Raw genomic sequence first — 14,777 nt, 5'->3', positions numbered from 1 at the left:
CATCCCACCGCGCTCGACGATGCGCGCGGCCTCAGCAGAAGGACCACCCTTCCCATGCCTGACCTCCGCTTCTCCGCGGCACCCGCTTCCCGGACCGACATCCCGCGCCCCCGGCGCGGCGAGGGCCAGTGGGCCCTGGGCTACACCGAGCCGCTGAACAAGAACGAGCAGACGAAGAAGGACGACGACCCGCTCCACGTGCAGGACCGCATCGTCCACGTCTACGCCAAGCGCGGCTTCGCCTCCATCGACCCCGCCGACCTGCGCGGCCGGTTCCGCTGGCTGGGGCTCTACACCCAGCGTGCGCCCGGCTTCGACGGCGGCAAGACCGCCAGGCTCGAGGAGGAGGAGCTCGACGACGAGTACTTCATGATGCGGGTCCGGTCCGACGGCGCCCTGCTGCCGCCGGCGACGGTCCGGACCCTCGGCACCATCGGGCGGCAGTTCGCCAGCGACACCGCCGACGTCACGGACCGGGAGAACATCCAGTACCACTGGATCCGCATCGAGGACGTGCCCGAGATCTGGCAGCGGCTGGCCGCCGTCGGCCTCAGCACCCTCGAGGCGTGCGGCGACTCCCCCCGCCCGTTCCTCGGCTCACCCGTCGCGGGGGTCGCTGCCGACGAGATCATCGACGGCACCCCGGCGCTGGAGGAGATCAAGCGCCGGGTGCTCGGCAACCCGGCGTACTCGAACCTGCCGCGCAAGTTCAAGACCGCGCTCACCGGCCACCCCAGCCACGACGTCTCCCCCGAGACCAACGACGTCGCCTTCGTCGGCACCGTCCACCCGGACCTCGGCCCCGGGTTCGACCTCTGGGTCGGCGGGGGGCTCTCCACCAACCCGATGCTCGCGCAGAAGCTGGGGGTGTGGATCCCGCTGGACGAGGTGCCCGACGCCTGGGAGGGCGTGGCTGCGATCTTCCGCGACTACGGCTACCGCCGCCTGCGGTCGCGGGCCCGGCTGAAGTTCCTCGTCGCCGACTGGGGCGCGGACAAGTTCCTCGAGGTCCTCGAGAACGAGTACCTCGGCCGCCCGCTGCTGCGGAACCCGTCCCCACCCTCCCCCACGGGCCACCGTGACCACATCGGCGTGCACGAGCAGCACGACGGCAAGCTGTACGTCGGCGTCGCCCCGACCGTGGGCCGGGTCTCCGGCACCCTGCTGGAGGCGCTCGCCGACACGATGGAGGAGTTCGGGGTGGCCGGCGCCCGGCTCACGCCGTACCAGAAGGTCGTGCTGGTCGGCGTCGAGCGCGAGACCCTCGACGGCCTGCTCGACCGGCTGGACGCGATCGGCCTGTCGGCGCGGCCCTCGGGCTGGCGCCGCAACACGATGGCCTGCACCGGGATCGAGTTCTGCAAGCTGGCCATCGTCGACACCAAGGACCGCGCCCGCGACCTGGTCGGCGAGCTGGAGCGGCGGTTCCCCGACCTCGCCGAGGTGCTGCCGGGTGGCATCACGGTCAACGTCAACGGCTGCCCCAACGCGTGCGCGCGCACCCAGGTCGCCGACATCGGGCTCAAGGGCCAGCTGGTGATGCACGAGGGGCAGCAGGTGGAGGGGTTCCAGGTCCACCTCGGCGGCGCCACGGGGCTGCAGGCCAACTTCGGTCGCAAGCTGCGCGCCCACAAGGTGACCAGCGCCGGCCTCGACGACTACATCACCACCGTGGTGCGCAACTTCCTCGCCGACCGGGAGGGCGACGAGCCCTTCGTGGCGTGGGTGCAGCGAGCCGACGAGGAGCTGCTGCGAGGCGAGCGGGCACTGGAGGTCGTGTCGTGAGCGAGCGCAGCGTCCCGTTCCACTGCCCCTACTGCGGCGACGGCGACCTGTGGCCCTCCGAGGAGGGTCACGGGGCGTGGGAGTGCCGCGCGTGCCTGCGGGCCTTCAGCCTGAAGATGCTCGGCCTGGCCAGGCCGACCGGGTCGCCGGGGACGTCGTCGTGACCGCGGCCACCACCCGGCTGGCGCACGCCAACCGGGGAACCCACACCGACGGCCGCTCCCCCGAGCAGCTGCGCGAGCTGGTCTCCCACGTCGGCGCCGAGCTCGAGCTCGCGCCGGCCGAGGTGATCATCGAGTGGGCGGTCGCCACCTTCGGCGAGCGCTTCTGCATCACCTCCTCGATGGGCGACGCGGTGCTGGCCCACCTCGCCGCGCAGGTCGCGCCCGGCATCGACGTGGTCTTCCTCGACACCGGCTACCACTTCGCGGAGACCCTCGGCACGCGCGACGCCGTCGCCGGCACCCTGCCGGTCACCGTCGTGACCGCCGAGCCCGGGCAGACCGTGGCCGAGCAGGACGTCACCCACGGCGCCGACCTCTACCGGACCGACCCCGACCTGTGCTGCGAGCTGCGCAAGGTCGCGCCGCTCAACGCGGCCCTCGCGTCGTACGACGCCTGGGCGACCGGCCTCCGCCGCGCCGAGACCCGCGACCGGGTCATCGCGCCGGTGGTCGGCTGGGACGCCCGCAAGCAGAAGGTGAAGGTGTCTCCCCTGGCGCGCTGGAGCGACGACCAGGTGGAGCGTTACATCGCGGACAACGGCGTCCTGGTCAATCCATTGGTCTACGACGGGTACCCGTCGATCGGTTGCTGGCCCTGCACCCGCAGGGTGGCGCCGGGCGACGATCCGCGCAGCGGTCGCTGGGCGGGTACCTCCAAGACCGAGTGCGGGATCCACTGAGGTCCCGATGGGAAGGAAGTAACCATGGCTGCTCCGGCACTGGTGGCACTCGCCCACGGAAGCCGCGACCCCCGGTCGGCGGCGACGATCGGCGCGCTGGTCGACGAGGTCACGAAGCTGCGACCCGACCTGACGGTCGAGAAGGCGTTCCTCGAGCTCTCGCGTCCCGGATTCCAGACGGTCGTGGACCGCCTGGTCCGGAAGGGCCACGAGGAGATCGTCGTCGTCCCGCTGCTGCTCACACAGGCCTACCACGCGAAGGTCGACGTCCCCCGCGCGGTGGCCGAGGCGACCGCACGGCACCCGGGGCTGAAGATCACCACCTCGAGGATCCTCGGCCTCGAGGCGCAGTTCCTGGAGATCCTCGACCAGCGGATGCGCGAGGCGCTGAAGGCTGCGCGCGTCCGGGAGCTCGATGCGCTCGTCCTCGCCGGCGCCGGCTCCTCCGACGCGGTCGCCAACCAGTCGGTCGCACGACTGGCCCGGCTCTGGGGCACCCACCACAGGCTCCCCGTGACCGCGGCCTTCGCCTCGGCCTCGCCGCCGAGCACCGGGGAGGCCGTGCGCGCGTTCCGCGCCGAGGGACGCCGCCACATCGCGGTGGCGTCGCTGTTCCTGGCCCCGGGGTTCCTGCCCGACCGCGCACGGGAGCTCGCGCTGGAGGCGGGGGCGGTGGCGGTCTCCGACCCGCTGGGCGCCCACCCGGAGCTGGCACGGTCCGTGCTGGCGCGGTACGCCGTGGGTGCGGTGGAGCTGGTCCCGGTCTGACGCCGGCGCGTGTCGCCGGCGACGGCGGTCGGCTCGGGCACACTGGGTGCTCCGCCCACCAGGTCTCGGGAGGACACCGTGTCCGACAAGACACCGCACGAGGACTTCGCCCGCCACTTCACCGACCCGCTCTACGACGACGCGGGCGAGGACCTCGCGCCGTTCGGCAGCGACGAGGGCTCGGACCTGTTGTGGGAGTGGTCCGGGCGACGTGAGGAGCTGGGCGCGTCCAGCACGGTGGCCACGATCCTGGGATGCGACCCCGACGAGGTCGCGACCGTCGCGGGCCCGATGGAGGGTGTCGACGGGATGGACACGGCGGTGCTCGTCACGTCCGCCGCGTTCGTGCTGCTGCGGCTCACCGGTCGCATCCCCGAGGCCGATTGCGAGCTTGCGCTGCGTGCGATCGACGTCCAGGCCGAGATCCTGCCGACCATCAACCCCGACGTGGCCGGGACCCACCCCGTGCTGGCGACGATGCGCCGCGACCTCGCCGCCTGGCGCAACCCCGCTGCGTGACCGCCACGAGCAGCCGGACGGTGGTCGGCATCCGGCGCTACCCGGTGAAGGCCATGGTCGGCGAGTCACTGCCGCGTGCGGCCCTCGACGGCCGGGGACTCGTCGGCGACCGTGCCCTCGCCGTGGCCGACGGTGAGGGCCGGTTCGCCTCGCTCAAGGACACCCGGCGGTTCCGGCGCCGCGATGCGGTGGCCGGCTACCGCGCCACGACGCGGGACGACGGTGCGGTGGAGGTCTCGCACGGCACCGCGTCCTGGCAGGTCGGCGACCCCGCCCTCGACCAGGAGCTGGGCCGGGCGTGCGGTACGCCGGTCTCCGTCGTGGCGGAGGCAGCGGTGCCCCACCACGACGACGGTGCTGTCTCCCTGGTGGGCACGGCATCGCTCCGCTGGTGCGCAGACCGCTGGGGCGTGGACGCCGACCCCCGGCGGCTCCGCGTCAACCTGCTGGTCGAGACCGCCGAGCCGTTCGAGGAGGAGTCGTGGCTCGGTGAGTCCCTCAGGGTCGGGGGCGTCACCCTGCGGGTGGTGCAACGCGTCGAGCGCTGCCGGACCATCGACGTCGCCCAGGACGGCCTGGCCGAGGGTGAGCGGTGGTTGAAGCGGCTCGGCGCGGAGCGTGACCTGCGGCTGGCCGTCTACGCCGACGTCGTCGACCCCGGCGTCATCCGGCTCCGCGACACCGTGACCCGGGGGTGAGGGGGCGCCGACCTTGACCCGTCAGCCGACGAGGCGCTCCAGCAGGTGCTCCAGCTGGCGGGCGGGGTCCGCCGTGATGCCGCCGTGGACCGGTCCGGGCTGGATCACCGTGCTCCGCGGGGCCTTGAGGAAGCCGAACCGTTGGCCCAGGGGTGCCCGGGCGGCGTCGCCGACGGCCGGGTCGCCGGCGGAGACCCCGGCGGCGAACTCCAGCCCGGCGCGCACCTGCTCGAGATCCACGCGCGGGTCGAGGGACCGCAGCCGGGCCTCGTCCACGTGGCAGGCCACCTCGAGGTAGCCGGTCGCCTCGCAGAACACCACCACCCCGACGTTGACGAACTCCTCGCGGTCCGGTCGCGGGACGCACCGGAGCACGACGTACTGGTAGGGCAGCCGGCCGGGCGTCACGACATGGCCTCCGGGAGCCAGGCACGGCTCTCCCGACGCGCCCGGAGGAAGGCGACGTACGCCGACCGCAGCTCCGCCGGGGAGTCGGCGCCCGGCACCGGCTCGAGCCAGACGTCGGGCACCTGGTCGAGCGCTGCGACCAGCGCGTCGTCGTCGAGCCGTGTGCGCAGGTCGCCGTCGATGGCCGGGAGCTCGGCCAGGTGGCGGTGGAGGATGTGGTCGGTGGGGTCCCACGGCTGGGTCGCGAAGCGGGCCGGGTCACCGATCCCGCCCGGCCAGGCGTGGTGGAAGTAGAGCGAGGCGCCGTGGTCGATCAGCCACAGGTCGCCGTGCCACACCAGCAGGTTGGGGTTGCGCCAGCTGCGGTCCACGTTGGCGCAGAACGCGTCGAGCCACAGGACGCGCGCGGCGACGGCCGAATCCAGCGAGGCCTCGCCGTCGAAACCGAAGGCTCCCGGCAGGAAGTCGACCCCCAGGTTGGGCCCGGCGCTGGCCTTGAGCAGGTCCTGGACCTCCTCGTCGGCCTCGTAGCGCGCGATCTCGGGGTCGAGCTGGAGGCAGACGGTGCGCGGGGTGTCGAGTCCGAGCCGGCGGGCGAGCTCGGCCACGACCACCTCGGCCACCAGCACGCGCACGCCCTGCCCGGCGCCGCGGAACTTGCAGACGTAGGTGCCGAGGTCGTCACCCTCGACGATCCCGGGCAGCGAGCCGCCCTCCCGCAGCGGTGTGACGTAACGAGTGACCTCGACCGTGGCGATCACGCGACGGGGTCCTCCTCGGCGAGCCGGCGGTGCTCCTCGGCCACGTCGAAGTCGGCCGTCGGCCACTGCGGGGCGAGGAGCCGCAGCGTGTCGAGCAGCAGGTGCCCGACCGCGAGGTTGCGGTACCACTTGCGGTCGGCGGGGATGACGTGCCACGGGGCGACGGCGGTGTTGGTCCGCTCCAGCGCGATCTCGTAGGCCTCCCGGTAGGCCGACCAGCGGCCCCGCTCGTCGATGTCGCCGGGGTTGTACTTCCAGTGCTTGTCGGGACGCTCCAACCGCCGCAGCAGCCGCGACTTCTGCTCCTCGGGGCTCACGTGCAGCATGCACTTGAGGATCGTCGTGCCGGCGGCCGTGACCTCCTGCTCGAAGTCGTTGATCGCGTCGTAGCGCCGTTCGATCTCCTCCGGCGAGGCCAGCTCGCGCACCCGGCCGATCAGCACGTCCTCGTAGTGGGAGCGGTCGAAGACCCCCACGTAGCCCGGCGGCGGGAGCTCGCGGCGGATCCGCCACAGGAAGTCGTGCTCGAGCTCCTCGTCCGTCGGCGCCTTGAAGGCCTTGATCCGCACGCCCTGCGGGTCGATCAACCCCACGGTGTGGCGGAGCACCCCGCCCTTGCCGGAGGTGTCCATCCCCTGCAGGACCAGCAGCACCCGCCGGTCCGAACCGGCGGTGCCCTCGGCCCACAGCCGCTCCTGGAGCTCGGAGAGCTCCTCACCGAGCTCGGCGAGGGCGGCCTTGCCCTCGTCCTTGTCGCCGTCGAAACCGGGGGTGGTGTCGGTGGCGATCGCGCCGAGGTCGACCGGGCCGTGGGGCACGCGGGTCGCGTCGAGGATGCGGACGTCCGTCATGGGGCCATCATGGCGGACGCCGTCATCCGACCACGCTCGCGACGTCGAGGGTGCAGCCGACGAGGGTGACGGTGGACCCGTCGGCGCGCGGCTGGTCGAACCACGTGCCCTGGACGAAGCCCACCTTCTCCAGCACCCGCAGGCTGGCGCCGTTGCGGTGGTCGGGGGCGGAGAAGTAGCTGGTCACGTCGGGGTAGCGCTTGCGGGACCGGTGGAGCCAGGTCCACAGCATCACCGTGCCGATCCCTTGGCCGACCAGGTGAGCCTCCCCGATCACGTAGTCGACGCCGACAGCGTCGGGGTCGGGACTCAGGGCCGCGTAGTCCGGGTGGTCCCGCAGCCGGTAGTCCTGGCAGAAGCCCACCGAGCGGCCGTTGACCTCGACCACCCACATCCGGGTGGGCTCGACACCGTCGATGCGCGGGCCGTAGTGCTCGGTGACCGCCTCCAGCGTCGGCTCACCGTCGGCGTCGAACCAGGGCCGGACGTGGTCAGCGGCACGCCACCGCGCCACGTCGGGCAGGTCACCGCGTCCCATCGCGCGCAGCGCCACGACCCGGTCGTGGTCGACGACGAAGCGCTTCACCTCCCCCGACAGGTCGATCGGCACGGGGGTTACGTGCAGGCTGGCGCAGGTACGCCGGGCCGCGGCCGCCCAGGACTCACCGGGTCGCACCACCCCGGAGAGCTCATGACCCCGGTCGAGGATCGTCAGGTGCACGGCGCCGTCCACGACGCGCAGGCTAGTCCAGCGGCGGCGTCTCGGCTCCGAGCTCGTCGCGGACCACGGCGTGCGCGAGGCCCGCGTCGTACCCCTTGCGGGCGAGCATCCCCACCAGGCGGCGGGTGCGCGTCGCTTCGTCGAACCGGGCCAGGCTGCGCAACCGCTTGCGCACGAGGGCCCGCGCAGCCTCGTCCTGGGCGTCACGGTCGATCTGGTCGATCGCCTCCCGCGCGACTCCGTCGTCGACTCCCTTGCGCCGCAGCTCCTGGGCCAGCGCCCGGGGCGCGAGGCCCCGGGCGGCCTGGCGTCCCTCGACCCACTGCCGGGCGAAGGCGGCGTCGTCGACCAGACCGACCTCCTCGAAGCGGTCGAGCAGCCGGGTCGCGATCTCGGTCGGGACGTTGCGCTGGGCGAGCTTGTCGGCCAGCTCCTGTCGGGAGCGTGCGCGGCCAGTCAGCTGGTCGAGCAGGATCTTCCGGGCCACCGACTCGGGGTCGGCGTCGGGGCCGGCCGCCTCGGGGTCCTCGGGGGGCGGCTGGCTGCCGACCCACGCCTCGACCCCGAGCCGGACGTCACCGCGCCAGCGCTCCTCGTTCTGCTGCACGGGCTCGGTGGTCTCGACACGCGCTCTCGCCCTCGCAGGCTCGGGCAAGCGCTTGCTCGACCTGACCGCCCCCACGCGGGCCCCTCGTACCTCGGGGCCCGCTGGGCGGTCAGAAGTCATTGATCCCGATCGGCTCGTCGGACAGGTCGTCGGACGGGGTGTCGACCTGCGGCCCGACGCCGAGCTTCTCGAGGATCCGCTTCTCGAGCTCGTTGGCGAGGTCGGGGTTGTCGCGCAGGAAGGTGCGGGCGTTCTCCTTGCCCTGGCCGAGCTGGTCGCCCTCGTAGGTGAACCAGGCGCCCGCCTTGCGCACCAGCCCCGCCTCGACACCCACGTCGATCAGGCCCCCCTCGCGAGAGATGCCCTTGCCGTACATGATGTCGAACTCCGCCTGCTTGAACGGCGGGGCGACCTTGTTCTTGACGACCTTGCACCGGGTGCGGTTGCCGACCATGTCGGTGCCGTCCTTGAGGGTCTCGATCCGGCGGACGTCGAGGCGCACCGAGGCGTAGAACTTCAGCGCCCGGCCGCCGGTCGTGGTCTCGGGCGAGCCGAACATCACGCCGATCTTCTCGCGCAGCTGGTTGATGAAGATCGCGGTGGTGCCGGACGCGTTGAGGGCGCCGGTCATCTTCCGCAGCGCCTGGCTCATCAGCCGGGCCTGCAGGCCGACGTGGCTGTCGCCCATCTCGCCCTCGATCTCCGCCCGGGGCACCAGGGCTGCCACCGAGTCGATGACGATGAGGTCGAGCGCCCCGGACCGGACCAGCATGTCGGCGATCTCGAGCGCCTGCTCCCCGGAGTCGGGCTGGCTGACCAGCAGGGCGTCGGTGTCGACGCCGAGGTTCTTGGCGTACTCCGGGTCGAGTGCGTGCTCGGCGTCGATGAACGCGACGATGCCGCCGGCGCGCTGGGCGTTGGCCACCGCGTGCAGGGCGACCGTGGTCTTTCCGGAGGACTCGGGGCCGTAGATCTCGACCACCCGGCCGCGGGGCAGGCCGCCGAGGCCCAGCGCCACGTCGAGCGCGATCGACCCGGTGGGGATGACCTCCAGGGGTGCGCGGGTCTCGTCGCCGAGGCGCATCACCGACCCCTTGCCGAACTGCTTCTCGATGCTTGCGAGCGCTACGTCGAGCGCCTTCTCGCGGTCTCCACCAGCCATGTGCCGGTCCTTTCGTGGTCGTCGCGTGCCAGGTACACCGTCGACGCTAGGGCGGGCCACCGACATCCCCTGATCAAGGACGCCGAAGCCTGTGGACAGCTCCGCCTGCGTCGTACCTGTGGACAGCACGCTAGCCGAACAGACGTTCGACCACCGGCAGGGCGGCGCGGCGTGTCGCCGCTCAGCCCGGCGCCGCCGGCAGCACCACGCGGAAGCGGCAGCCCGGTGGCCGGTTCTCGACCTCCACCCGGCCGCGGTGGGCCTCCACCAGACCCTTGACGATGGCCAGCCCGAGCCCCGCGCCCGCGCCGAACTCCTCCGGCCGCGCCGCCGGGGTGCGGGCCGACTCGCCCTGCCACGCCACGTCGAAGACCCGGTCACGCACCTCCTCGGGCAGCCCGCCACAGCCGTCGGTCACCGTCAGCTCCACCCCGCCGTCGACCGCCCCGCCCCGGATCTCGACCACGCCGTCGGCCGGGGTGTGGCGGATCGCGTTCATGACGAGGTTGGCCACGATCCGTGACATCCCGTCGGGATCCGCCGTGACCCGGAGACCGTCGGCGACGGTGCCGCCGAGGCGGACCCCGTGCTCGCGCGCGACGGGGTCGGCGGCGGCGATCGCGTCGCTCACGACGTCACCGAGCACCAACGGCTCGGGCGAGAGGAGCATCACCCCGGCGTGCAGCCGGGAGACCTCGAAGAGGTCGTCGACCATGCGCACCATGCGGTCGACCTCGGTGCGGATCTGCCGGTGGTAGCGCGCCGGGTCCTCGGCGAGCCCGTCCTCGAGCGCCTCGGTCATCGCCCGCATCCCCGCGAGCGGCGTGCGCAGGTCGTGGGAGACCCACGACACCAGGTCGCGCCGGGCGGCCTCCAGCCGCTGCTCGCGGGTGCGCGACTCGGCGAGCCGGGCGCTGGTGCGGGCCAGCTCGTCGGCCAGCTCGCGCAGCTCGGCCGGCCCCCCGGCCCCGGGTGGTACGCCGGACTCGTGCCCGACGAGGCGGGCCTGCTCCTGCAGCCGGGAGGACCACCGCGCGAAGGCTCCGCCGACGGCCATGGCGACCAGCAGCGCGACCACCCCGGCGACGAGCCCCACCACGAGCACCACGCCGAGGTCGTGCTCGGAGATGAACATCGCCCGTGCCGTGCCGAGCATCCCCGCCACCACGGCGGCCACGGCCACCAGGGCGACGGCTGCGGTCTGCCAGCGGAGCGACCCGCGCCGCAGCACCCAGGCCAGCACCAGGCCGGCCAGCCCGACACCACCGGCCCAGGCACCGGCCACCAGCGCGATCTGCACGAGCTCGCTCATGCCGCCGCCTCCCACCGGTAGCCCACGCCCCACACGGTCAGCAGCCGCGAGGGTCGGGTCGGGTCGGGCTCCACCTTCTCCCGGAGCCGCCGGACGTGGACGGTGACGGTGGACTGGTCGCCGAAGGACCACCCCCACACCTCCGCCAGCAGCTGCTCCCGCGTGAAGACCCGGCCCGCGTTGGCGACCAGGAAGCGGAGCAGGTCGAACTCCCGGCCCGTCAGCGCGAGCTGCTCGCCCGCCAGGGTTACCTCGTGCCGCGCGGTGTCGACGACGAGGTCGCCGTCGACGAGGCGTTCGGGGACCGCCTCCGTGCGCTCGCCGGAGCGGCGCAGCACCGAGTCGACGCGGAGCGCGAGCTCGCGCGGGCTGAACGGCTTGGTGACGTAGTCGTCGGCACCCCGCTCGAGCCCCACGACCCGGTCGGCCTCGCCGCCGAGCGCCGTGAGCATGATGACCGGGACGTCGCGCGAGGCCCGCAGCCGGCGACAGACCTCGAGGCCGTCGACGTCGGGCAGCATCAGGTCGAGCACCACCAGGTCCGGGTCCCGCTCGCCGGCGTGGCGCAGTGCCGCCCCGCCGTCGGCCGCCTCGAGGACGTCGTGGCCACCGGCACGCAGGTAGGACACCACCACCTCGCGGACCGTGGGGTCGTCGTCAACCACCAGCACGCACGCCACGCCGCCTCCTCATGCTGCGGACCAGGGTTGCCGCCGCCACGCCGAGGGCCGTGAGTCCTGCCAGCAACAACCAGCCTGCCACGTAGTTCCGGTCGAGCAGGGTGTCGTTGCCCGGAGAGGCGCCGAACCGTCCCAGGACCGGTATCGCCAGCAGCGTCACCGACCCGAGGACCACCCCGCCGACGACCGCCGGTCCGCGGGCGACCTCGGGCACGAACCGCGACCCCAGCCAGCCCAGCCCCAGGGCCGCCGGGGCGAGGACGGCGTCGTGCAGCAGCACCCCGCCGGCCAGCCAGACGACGAGCGAGACCAGGGCGGGCAGCGGGTCGTCCAGCAGCAGCAGGGCGCCGTACGCCGCCGCCAGCGCGCCCACGGCCCCGACCGCGACCCGGGTCCTCACAGGACCTCCAACCGGTCGACCCACTTGGTCTGCCGGACCCCGGGGCGGTTGGGGGCGATGATCCGGCACGGGAAGCCGTGGTCGAGGGAGAGCGGCTCGCCGGCGAGCGCGAGCGCCAGCAGGGTCCGCTCGTCCTCGACGAAGTTGCCCCACAGCCGGGAGGTGCCGAAGGCGAACCGGGTCTGCAGCGAGCTGACCCGGATGTCGGAGTCGGGGGGCGCGTCGACCAGCGCCAGCAGGTCACGCACCCGGACGCCGGTCCACGAGCCGCTGGCACTCCAGCCCTCCACGCAGGCGATCGGCAGCTCCTCGGTGTGCTGAGGCATCGCCAGCAGCTCCTCCCGGGAGAGCTGCACCTCCCGGTCGCCGTGCACCACCGTCAGCCGGAACTCCGCTCCGGTGGCGGCGGGGTCGACACCGGCCTCGGCCGCGGTGCGGTTGATCGGCACACCCCCGGGCCCGTCGCCCGTGGTGACTCCGAGGACCGAGACCCGGCGCAGGAAGGGCACCGTCGCGCCGGCGGTGGCGAGGACGGCGACGACCGACGCGCCGAGGGTCGTGCGCACCAGGCCGCGGCGCGACAGGGCGCCCGGCTCCGTCGCGGACACCCGGTCCCGCTCCGCGTCGTTGATGTCTCCGGCGAGCGTCTCGCGGATGACCGGCAGCTTGACCGCCACGTGCACCAGCAGGGCGCCGACCGCGACCCAGGCCATCGCGTAGTGGGTGGAGCGGAAGGAGAAGGCCCACGGGTACCACTGCGTGGAGTTGGCCAGGCCGCCGGCCAGCTGGAACACGGCGGCGGAGACGAGCACCGCGATGGACCCCTTCTCGGCGAGGTCGAGGAGCAGGGCCCGGCTCGGCCGGCGGGCCGGCAGCCGGAACAACCGGGGGTAGACCGACCAGAGCTTGACCAGCAGCAGCGGGACGGCCGCCGTGCCGGCGAGCACGTGCACTCCCTGGGTGACCCGGTAGCCCCACGCCGGACTGGTGGGGAACGGCACCGGTTGCGACCCGGCCTGCGCGTAGTGGCTGACCAGGCCCGTCACGAAGCACAGCCCGAAGCAGACCCCGAGCCAGAGACCGACGCGGGACGCGACGGCCGGGCTCCGCAGCCGGGAGCCGAAGTCGGTCTCGGCCGGGATCTTCACCGGCGGTCACCCAGCACGGCGTACCAGCGCCCCTCGTGGACGCGGACCGCGGCTCCCGGGAAGCCGGCGGTGGCGGCGAGCGCTGCGACGGCGTCGGCCGAGACCAGCGCCCACCGGAACGGCCGGCTCGTCGCGTGGTCGGTGCGGATCCTGGCCCACCGGTGCCGGACGCCCCGGCCGGGCGGCCGCAGGTCGACCACGACCCGGCCGCCGGGCGCCACCAGCTCCCGCACCCGCCGGAGCAGGGCGGTCGGGTCACCACCGATGCCGATGTTGCCGTCGGCGAGCAGCGCGGTCTGCCAGCTGCCCTCCCGTGGCAGCGGGTCGAAGACGTCACCCACCCAGGTCTCCAACCCGCGGCTCGTCGCCTGGTGGGCGGCCTCCGCGACGATGTCCACGCCGAGCACGCGGTGTCCGCGCCGGACGAGGTACTCCCCCATCCGTCCCGGCCCGCAGCCGAGGTCGAGGGTGTCCCCGAGGCAGTGGTCGAGCAGCACGCGGTCCGACCCGTCGGCCGTACGCCGCCACTCGGTCACCGGCAGCGGGGTGAGGTCGTCGTCGAGCCACTCGACGTGGCAGCCGGTACCCCGGAGTGCCGCCGTGTAGACCGTGGCGAAGGGCCGGTCGTCCCGCATCACCTCGCTCACGTGGCCGCCTCCCTCACCAGCTGTGCCCAGGTCGCCGCGAACCGCCCCCCGCGCGCGGAGCCGGCCACGACCGTCGCGTCGGGCAGCTCGTCGACGTCGCGCAGCGTCGCCGTGGCCGCGACGTCCAGGCCACACCGCCGCAACGCCGCGAGGGTCAGGTCGCCGGTCTCGGGCGTCGACATCGGCACCTCCCGCAGGACCGCCGCGTGTGCGGCGTCGCGGAGGCCCAGCAGCCACCAGCCGCCGTCCTCGGCGGGCCCGAGCACCGCGTCGTGGTCACGGAGCAGGCCGGCGGCGTTCGCGAGCTGCTCGCCCGTGACCTGGGGCGTGTCCATGCCGATCTGCACGACCGGCCCGCCCACCCGGCGATGGGCGTCGGCCAGCCGCGCGGCGAAGTCACCACCGCGCTGGGCGAAGACGTTCCAGTCGGCGGCACGGCTGCGGACCTCGGGGCCGCACGGCGCCGCAGCGAGGTCACCCGCGAGGGCCAGGTGACAGTCCTCGACCGGGAACACGGCACGGCAGGCGTCGAGCGTGTCGAGGAGCGCTGCAGCGGCGAGCTCGGCCGCCGCGGCGGGCCCGATGTCGGCGGCCAGGCGGGTCTTGGCCTCGCCCGGGACCGGGGCCTTGGCCACGACGAGGCACTGGACGGCGCTCACGAGAGCACCCGCCAGAAGTCGCGCCCCGCCCGGACGGTCCCCCGGACCGACCCCGACACCTTCGACCGCGTGCCCGCAGCCCGCGGGGAGTAGTCGACGTCCCGCTCGGACACCCGCCAGCCGGCCCGCGTCGCGCGCTGCATCAGCTCCACGGGGTAGCCGAACCTCCGGTCCTCGACCCCCAGCGCCAGGAGCCGGTCGCGCCGGCAGACGCGGATCGGGGCGATGTCGTGGGCGGGGAACCCGATGCGCCGGCGCAGCCAGGTCACCACCAGCCAGGTCCCGAGCCGGGCGTGCCAGGGCCAGACCCCGCGGGCGACCGGTCGCCGCCGACCGACCGCGAGGTCGGCGCGCCCGTCCCGGACCTCGGTCAGCAGCGGGAGCAGGTCCTCGGGGTCGAAGGAGCCGTCGCCGTCCATCACCGCGACGTAGGGCCGGGAGGCCGCCAGCAGGCCGGCGTGGACTGCCGCCCCGTAGCCCGGCGTCGCCTCGGTCACCACCTCCGCGCCCAGGTCGCGGGCCACCTCCGCAGTCCCGTCGCGGGAGCCGTTGTCGACGACCACCACGTGGAAGTCGTCCGGCACCCGGGTCAGCAGGCCGGCCAGGGCCGCCGCCTCGTCCCGACACGGCAGGATCAGGTCGCAGTCGGCCTCCACCCTCGCCACGCTAGGCGCCGCCGCCAAGCCGTGGGGAGCCCGGCGCCTTACGGAGCTGTGACGCTTCGGCCCGGCCCACCGTCGGTGCCCT

19 protein-coding genes are annotated in these 14,777 nt (G+C 73.8%); 6 read left to right on the top strand and 13 right to left on the bottom strand.

What is annotated here, in order from left to right; translation table 11 throughout:
• Positions 1-54: 54 nt before the first annotated feature.
• The 6 genes from K6T13_RS07235 to K6T13_RS07210 all read left to right on the top strand — a co-directional run bounded on the left by K6T13_RS07235 (position 55) and on the right by K6T13_RS07210 (position 4,674).
• Positions 55-1,785, top strand: a complete 1,731-nt coding sequence (locus K6T13_RS07235; RefSeq protein ID WP_222897824.1) for a nitrite/sulfite reductase — start codon at positions 55-57, stop codon at positions 1,783-1,785.
• Positions 1,782-1,949 carry a hypothetical protein gene (locus K6T13_RS07230; RefSeq protein WP_222897823.1) on the top strand — a complete coding sequence of 56 codons (168 nt, stop codon included), beginning with the start codon at positions 1,782-1,784 and terminating at the stop codon, positions 1,947-1,949. Before K6T13_RS07235 ends, K6T13_RS07230 begins: the two co-directional genes overlap by 4 nt.
• Positions 1,946-2,689: a phosphoadenylyl-sulfate reductase gene (locus tag K6T13_RS07225; protein ID WP_222897822.1), complete on the top strand. Its 744-nt coding sequence runs from the start codon at positions 1,946-1,948 to the stop codon at positions 2,687-2,689. The genes K6T13_RS07230 and K6T13_RS07225 overlap by 4 nt, the downstream gene beginning before the upstream one ends.
• 24 nt (positions 2,690-2,713) lie before the next feature.
• Positions 2,714-3,457, top strand: coding sequence for a sirohydrochlorin chelatase (locus K6T13_RS07220; protein WP_222897821.1), 744 nt, complete (start codon positions 2,714-2,716; stop codon positions 3,455-3,457).
• A 78-nt stretch (positions 3,458-3,535) separates the two neighbouring features.
• Positions 3,536-3,976, top strand: a complete 441-nt coding sequence (locus K6T13_RS07215) for a hypothetical protein (protein ID WP_222897820.1) — start codon at positions 3,536-3,538, stop codon at positions 3,974-3,976.
• The gene (locus tag K6T13_RS07210) at positions 3,973-4,674 is read left to right on the top strand and encodes an MOSC domain-containing protein (protein ID WP_222897819.1); all 702 of its coding nucleotides are present in this window, start codon (positions 3,973-3,975) and stop codon (positions 4,672-4,674) included. The genes K6T13_RS07215 and K6T13_RS07210 overlap by 4 nt, the downstream gene beginning before the upstream one ends.
• Before the next feature lie 21 nt (positions 4,675-4,695).
• Here K6T13_RS07210 and K6T13_RS07205 read toward each other — a convergent pair whose 3' ends face one another.
• The 13 genes from K6T13_RS07205 to K6T13_RS07145 form a co-directional block, all read right to left on the bottom strand.
• Positions 4,696-5,082: a DUF3037 domain-containing protein gene (locus K6T13_RS07205; protein WP_222897818.1), complete on the bottom strand. Its 387-nt coding sequence runs from the start codon at positions 5,080-5,082 to the stop codon at positions 4,696-4,698.
• A complete protein-coding gene (locus K6T13_RS07200) occupies positions 5,079-5,843 on the bottom strand; it encodes a HipA family kinase (protein WP_222897817.1) in 765 nt (254 codons plus the stop codon). The genes K6T13_RS07205 and K6T13_RS07200 overlap by 4 nt, the downstream gene beginning before the upstream one ends.
• Positions 5,840-6,694 (bottom strand): PPK2 family polyphosphate kinase, encoded by an 855-nt coding sequence (locus tag K6T13_RS07195; protein ID WP_222897816.1) that lies wholly within the window; start codon positions 6,692-6,694, stop codon positions 5,840-5,842. The genes K6T13_RS07200 and K6T13_RS07195 overlap by 4 nt, the downstream gene beginning before the upstream one ends.
• 22 nt (positions 6,695-6,716) lie before the next feature.
• Positions 6,717-7,427, bottom strand: coding sequence for a GNAT family N-acetyltransferase (locus K6T13_RS07190; protein ID WP_222897815.1), 711 nt, complete (start codon positions 7,425-7,427; stop codon positions 6,717-6,719).
• A gap of 10 nt (positions 7,428-7,437) precedes the next feature.
• Complete coding sequence (locus K6T13_RS07185) at positions 7,438-8,022, bottom strand: regulatory protein RecX (protein WP_249423982.1); 585 nt, start codon at positions 8,020-8,022, stop codon at positions 7,438-7,440.
• Positions 8,023-8,131: 109 nt separating this feature from the next.
• Positions 8,132-9,184 carry a recombinase RecA gene (gene recA / locus K6T13_RS07180; RefSeq protein ID WP_222897813.1) on the bottom strand — a complete coding sequence of 351 codons (1,053 nt, stop codon included), beginning with the start codon at positions 9,182-9,184 and terminating at the stop codon, positions 8,132-8,134.
• Between the two features lie 181 nt (positions 9,185-9,365).
• Positions 9,366-10,496: a sensor histidine kinase gene (locus K6T13_RS07175; RefSeq protein ID WP_222897812.1), complete on the bottom strand. Its 1,131-nt coding sequence runs from the start codon at positions 10,494-10,496 to the stop codon at positions 9,366-9,368.
• Positions 10,493-11,176 (bottom strand): response regulator transcription factor, encoded by a 684-nt coding sequence (locus K6T13_RS07170; protein ID WP_222897811.1) that lies wholly within the window; start codon positions 11,174-11,176, stop codon positions 10,493-10,495. Before K6T13_RS07170 ends, K6T13_RS07175 begins: the two co-directional genes overlap by 4 nt.
• A complete protein-coding gene (locus tag K6T13_RS07165) occupies positions 11,154-11,576 on the bottom strand; it encodes a hypothetical protein (protein WP_222897810.1) in 423 nt (140 codons plus the stop codon). The genes K6T13_RS07170 and K6T13_RS07165 overlap by 23 nt, the downstream gene beginning before the upstream one ends.
• Entirely contained in the window at positions 11,573-12,724 is a 1,152-nt protein-coding gene (locus K6T13_RS07160; protein WP_222897809.1) for a molybdopterin-dependent oxidoreductase, read from the bottom strand. The genes K6T13_RS07165 and K6T13_RS07160 overlap by 4 nt, the downstream gene beginning before the upstream one ends.
• Positions 12,721-13,371 (bottom strand): class I SAM-dependent DNA methyltransferase, encoded by a 651-nt coding sequence (locus K6T13_RS07155; RefSeq protein ID WP_222897808.1) that lies wholly within the window; start codon positions 13,369-13,371, stop codon positions 12,721-12,723. Before K6T13_RS07155 ends, K6T13_RS07160 begins: the two co-directional genes overlap by 4 nt.
• Positions 13,368-14,030 (bottom strand): TIGR04282 family arsenosugar biosynthesis glycosyltransferase, encoded by a 663-nt coding sequence (locus tag K6T13_RS07150; RefSeq protein ID WP_222897807.1) that lies wholly within the window; start codon positions 14,028-14,030, stop codon positions 13,368-13,370. The genes K6T13_RS07155 and K6T13_RS07150 overlap by 4 nt, the downstream gene beginning before the upstream one ends.
• On the bottom strand, positions 14,027-14,686 hold the full coding sequence (locus tag K6T13_RS07145) for a glycosyltransferase family 2 protein (RefSeq protein ID WP_222898367.1): 660 nt from the start codon (positions 14,684-14,686) through the stop codon (positions 14,027-14,029). Before K6T13_RS07145 ends, K6T13_RS07150 begins: the two co-directional genes overlap by 4 nt.
• Between the last annotated feature and the right edge of the window lie 91 nt (positions 14,687-14,777).

This window comes from Nocardioides coralli, assembly GCF_019880385.1.
In the GTDB taxonomy this organism is placed as follows: Bacteria; Actinomycetota; Actinomycetes; order Propionibacteriales; family Nocardioidaceae; genus Nocardioides; species Nocardioides coralli.
Note: the sequence above shows the minus strand (reverse complement) of the source record. Positions and strands in the feature narration are given on the sequence as shown.

Bases quoted from the DNA above. Each gene is read 5' to 3' on its own strand.
- K6T13_RS07175 (WP_222897812.1), bottom strand. From the start codon at position 10,496: ATGAGCGAGCTCGTGCAGATCGCGCTGGTGGCCGGTGCCTGGGCCGGT.
- K6T13_RS07195 (WP_222897816.1), bottom strand. From the start codon at position 6,694: ATGACGGACGTCCGCATCCTCGACGCGACCCGCGTGCCCCACGGCCCG.
- recA (WP_222897813.1), bottom strand. From the start codon at position 9,184: ATGGCTGGTGGAGACCGCGAGAAGGCGCTCGACGTAGCGCTCGCAAGC.
- K6T13_RS07220 (WP_222897821.1), top strand. From the start codon at position 2,714: ATGGCTGCTCCGGCACTGGTGGCACTCGCCCACGGAAGCCGCGACCCC.
- K6T13_RS07235 (WP_222897824.1), top strand. From the start codon at position 55: ATGCCTGACCTCCGCTTCTCCGCGGCACCCGCTTCCCGGACCGACATC.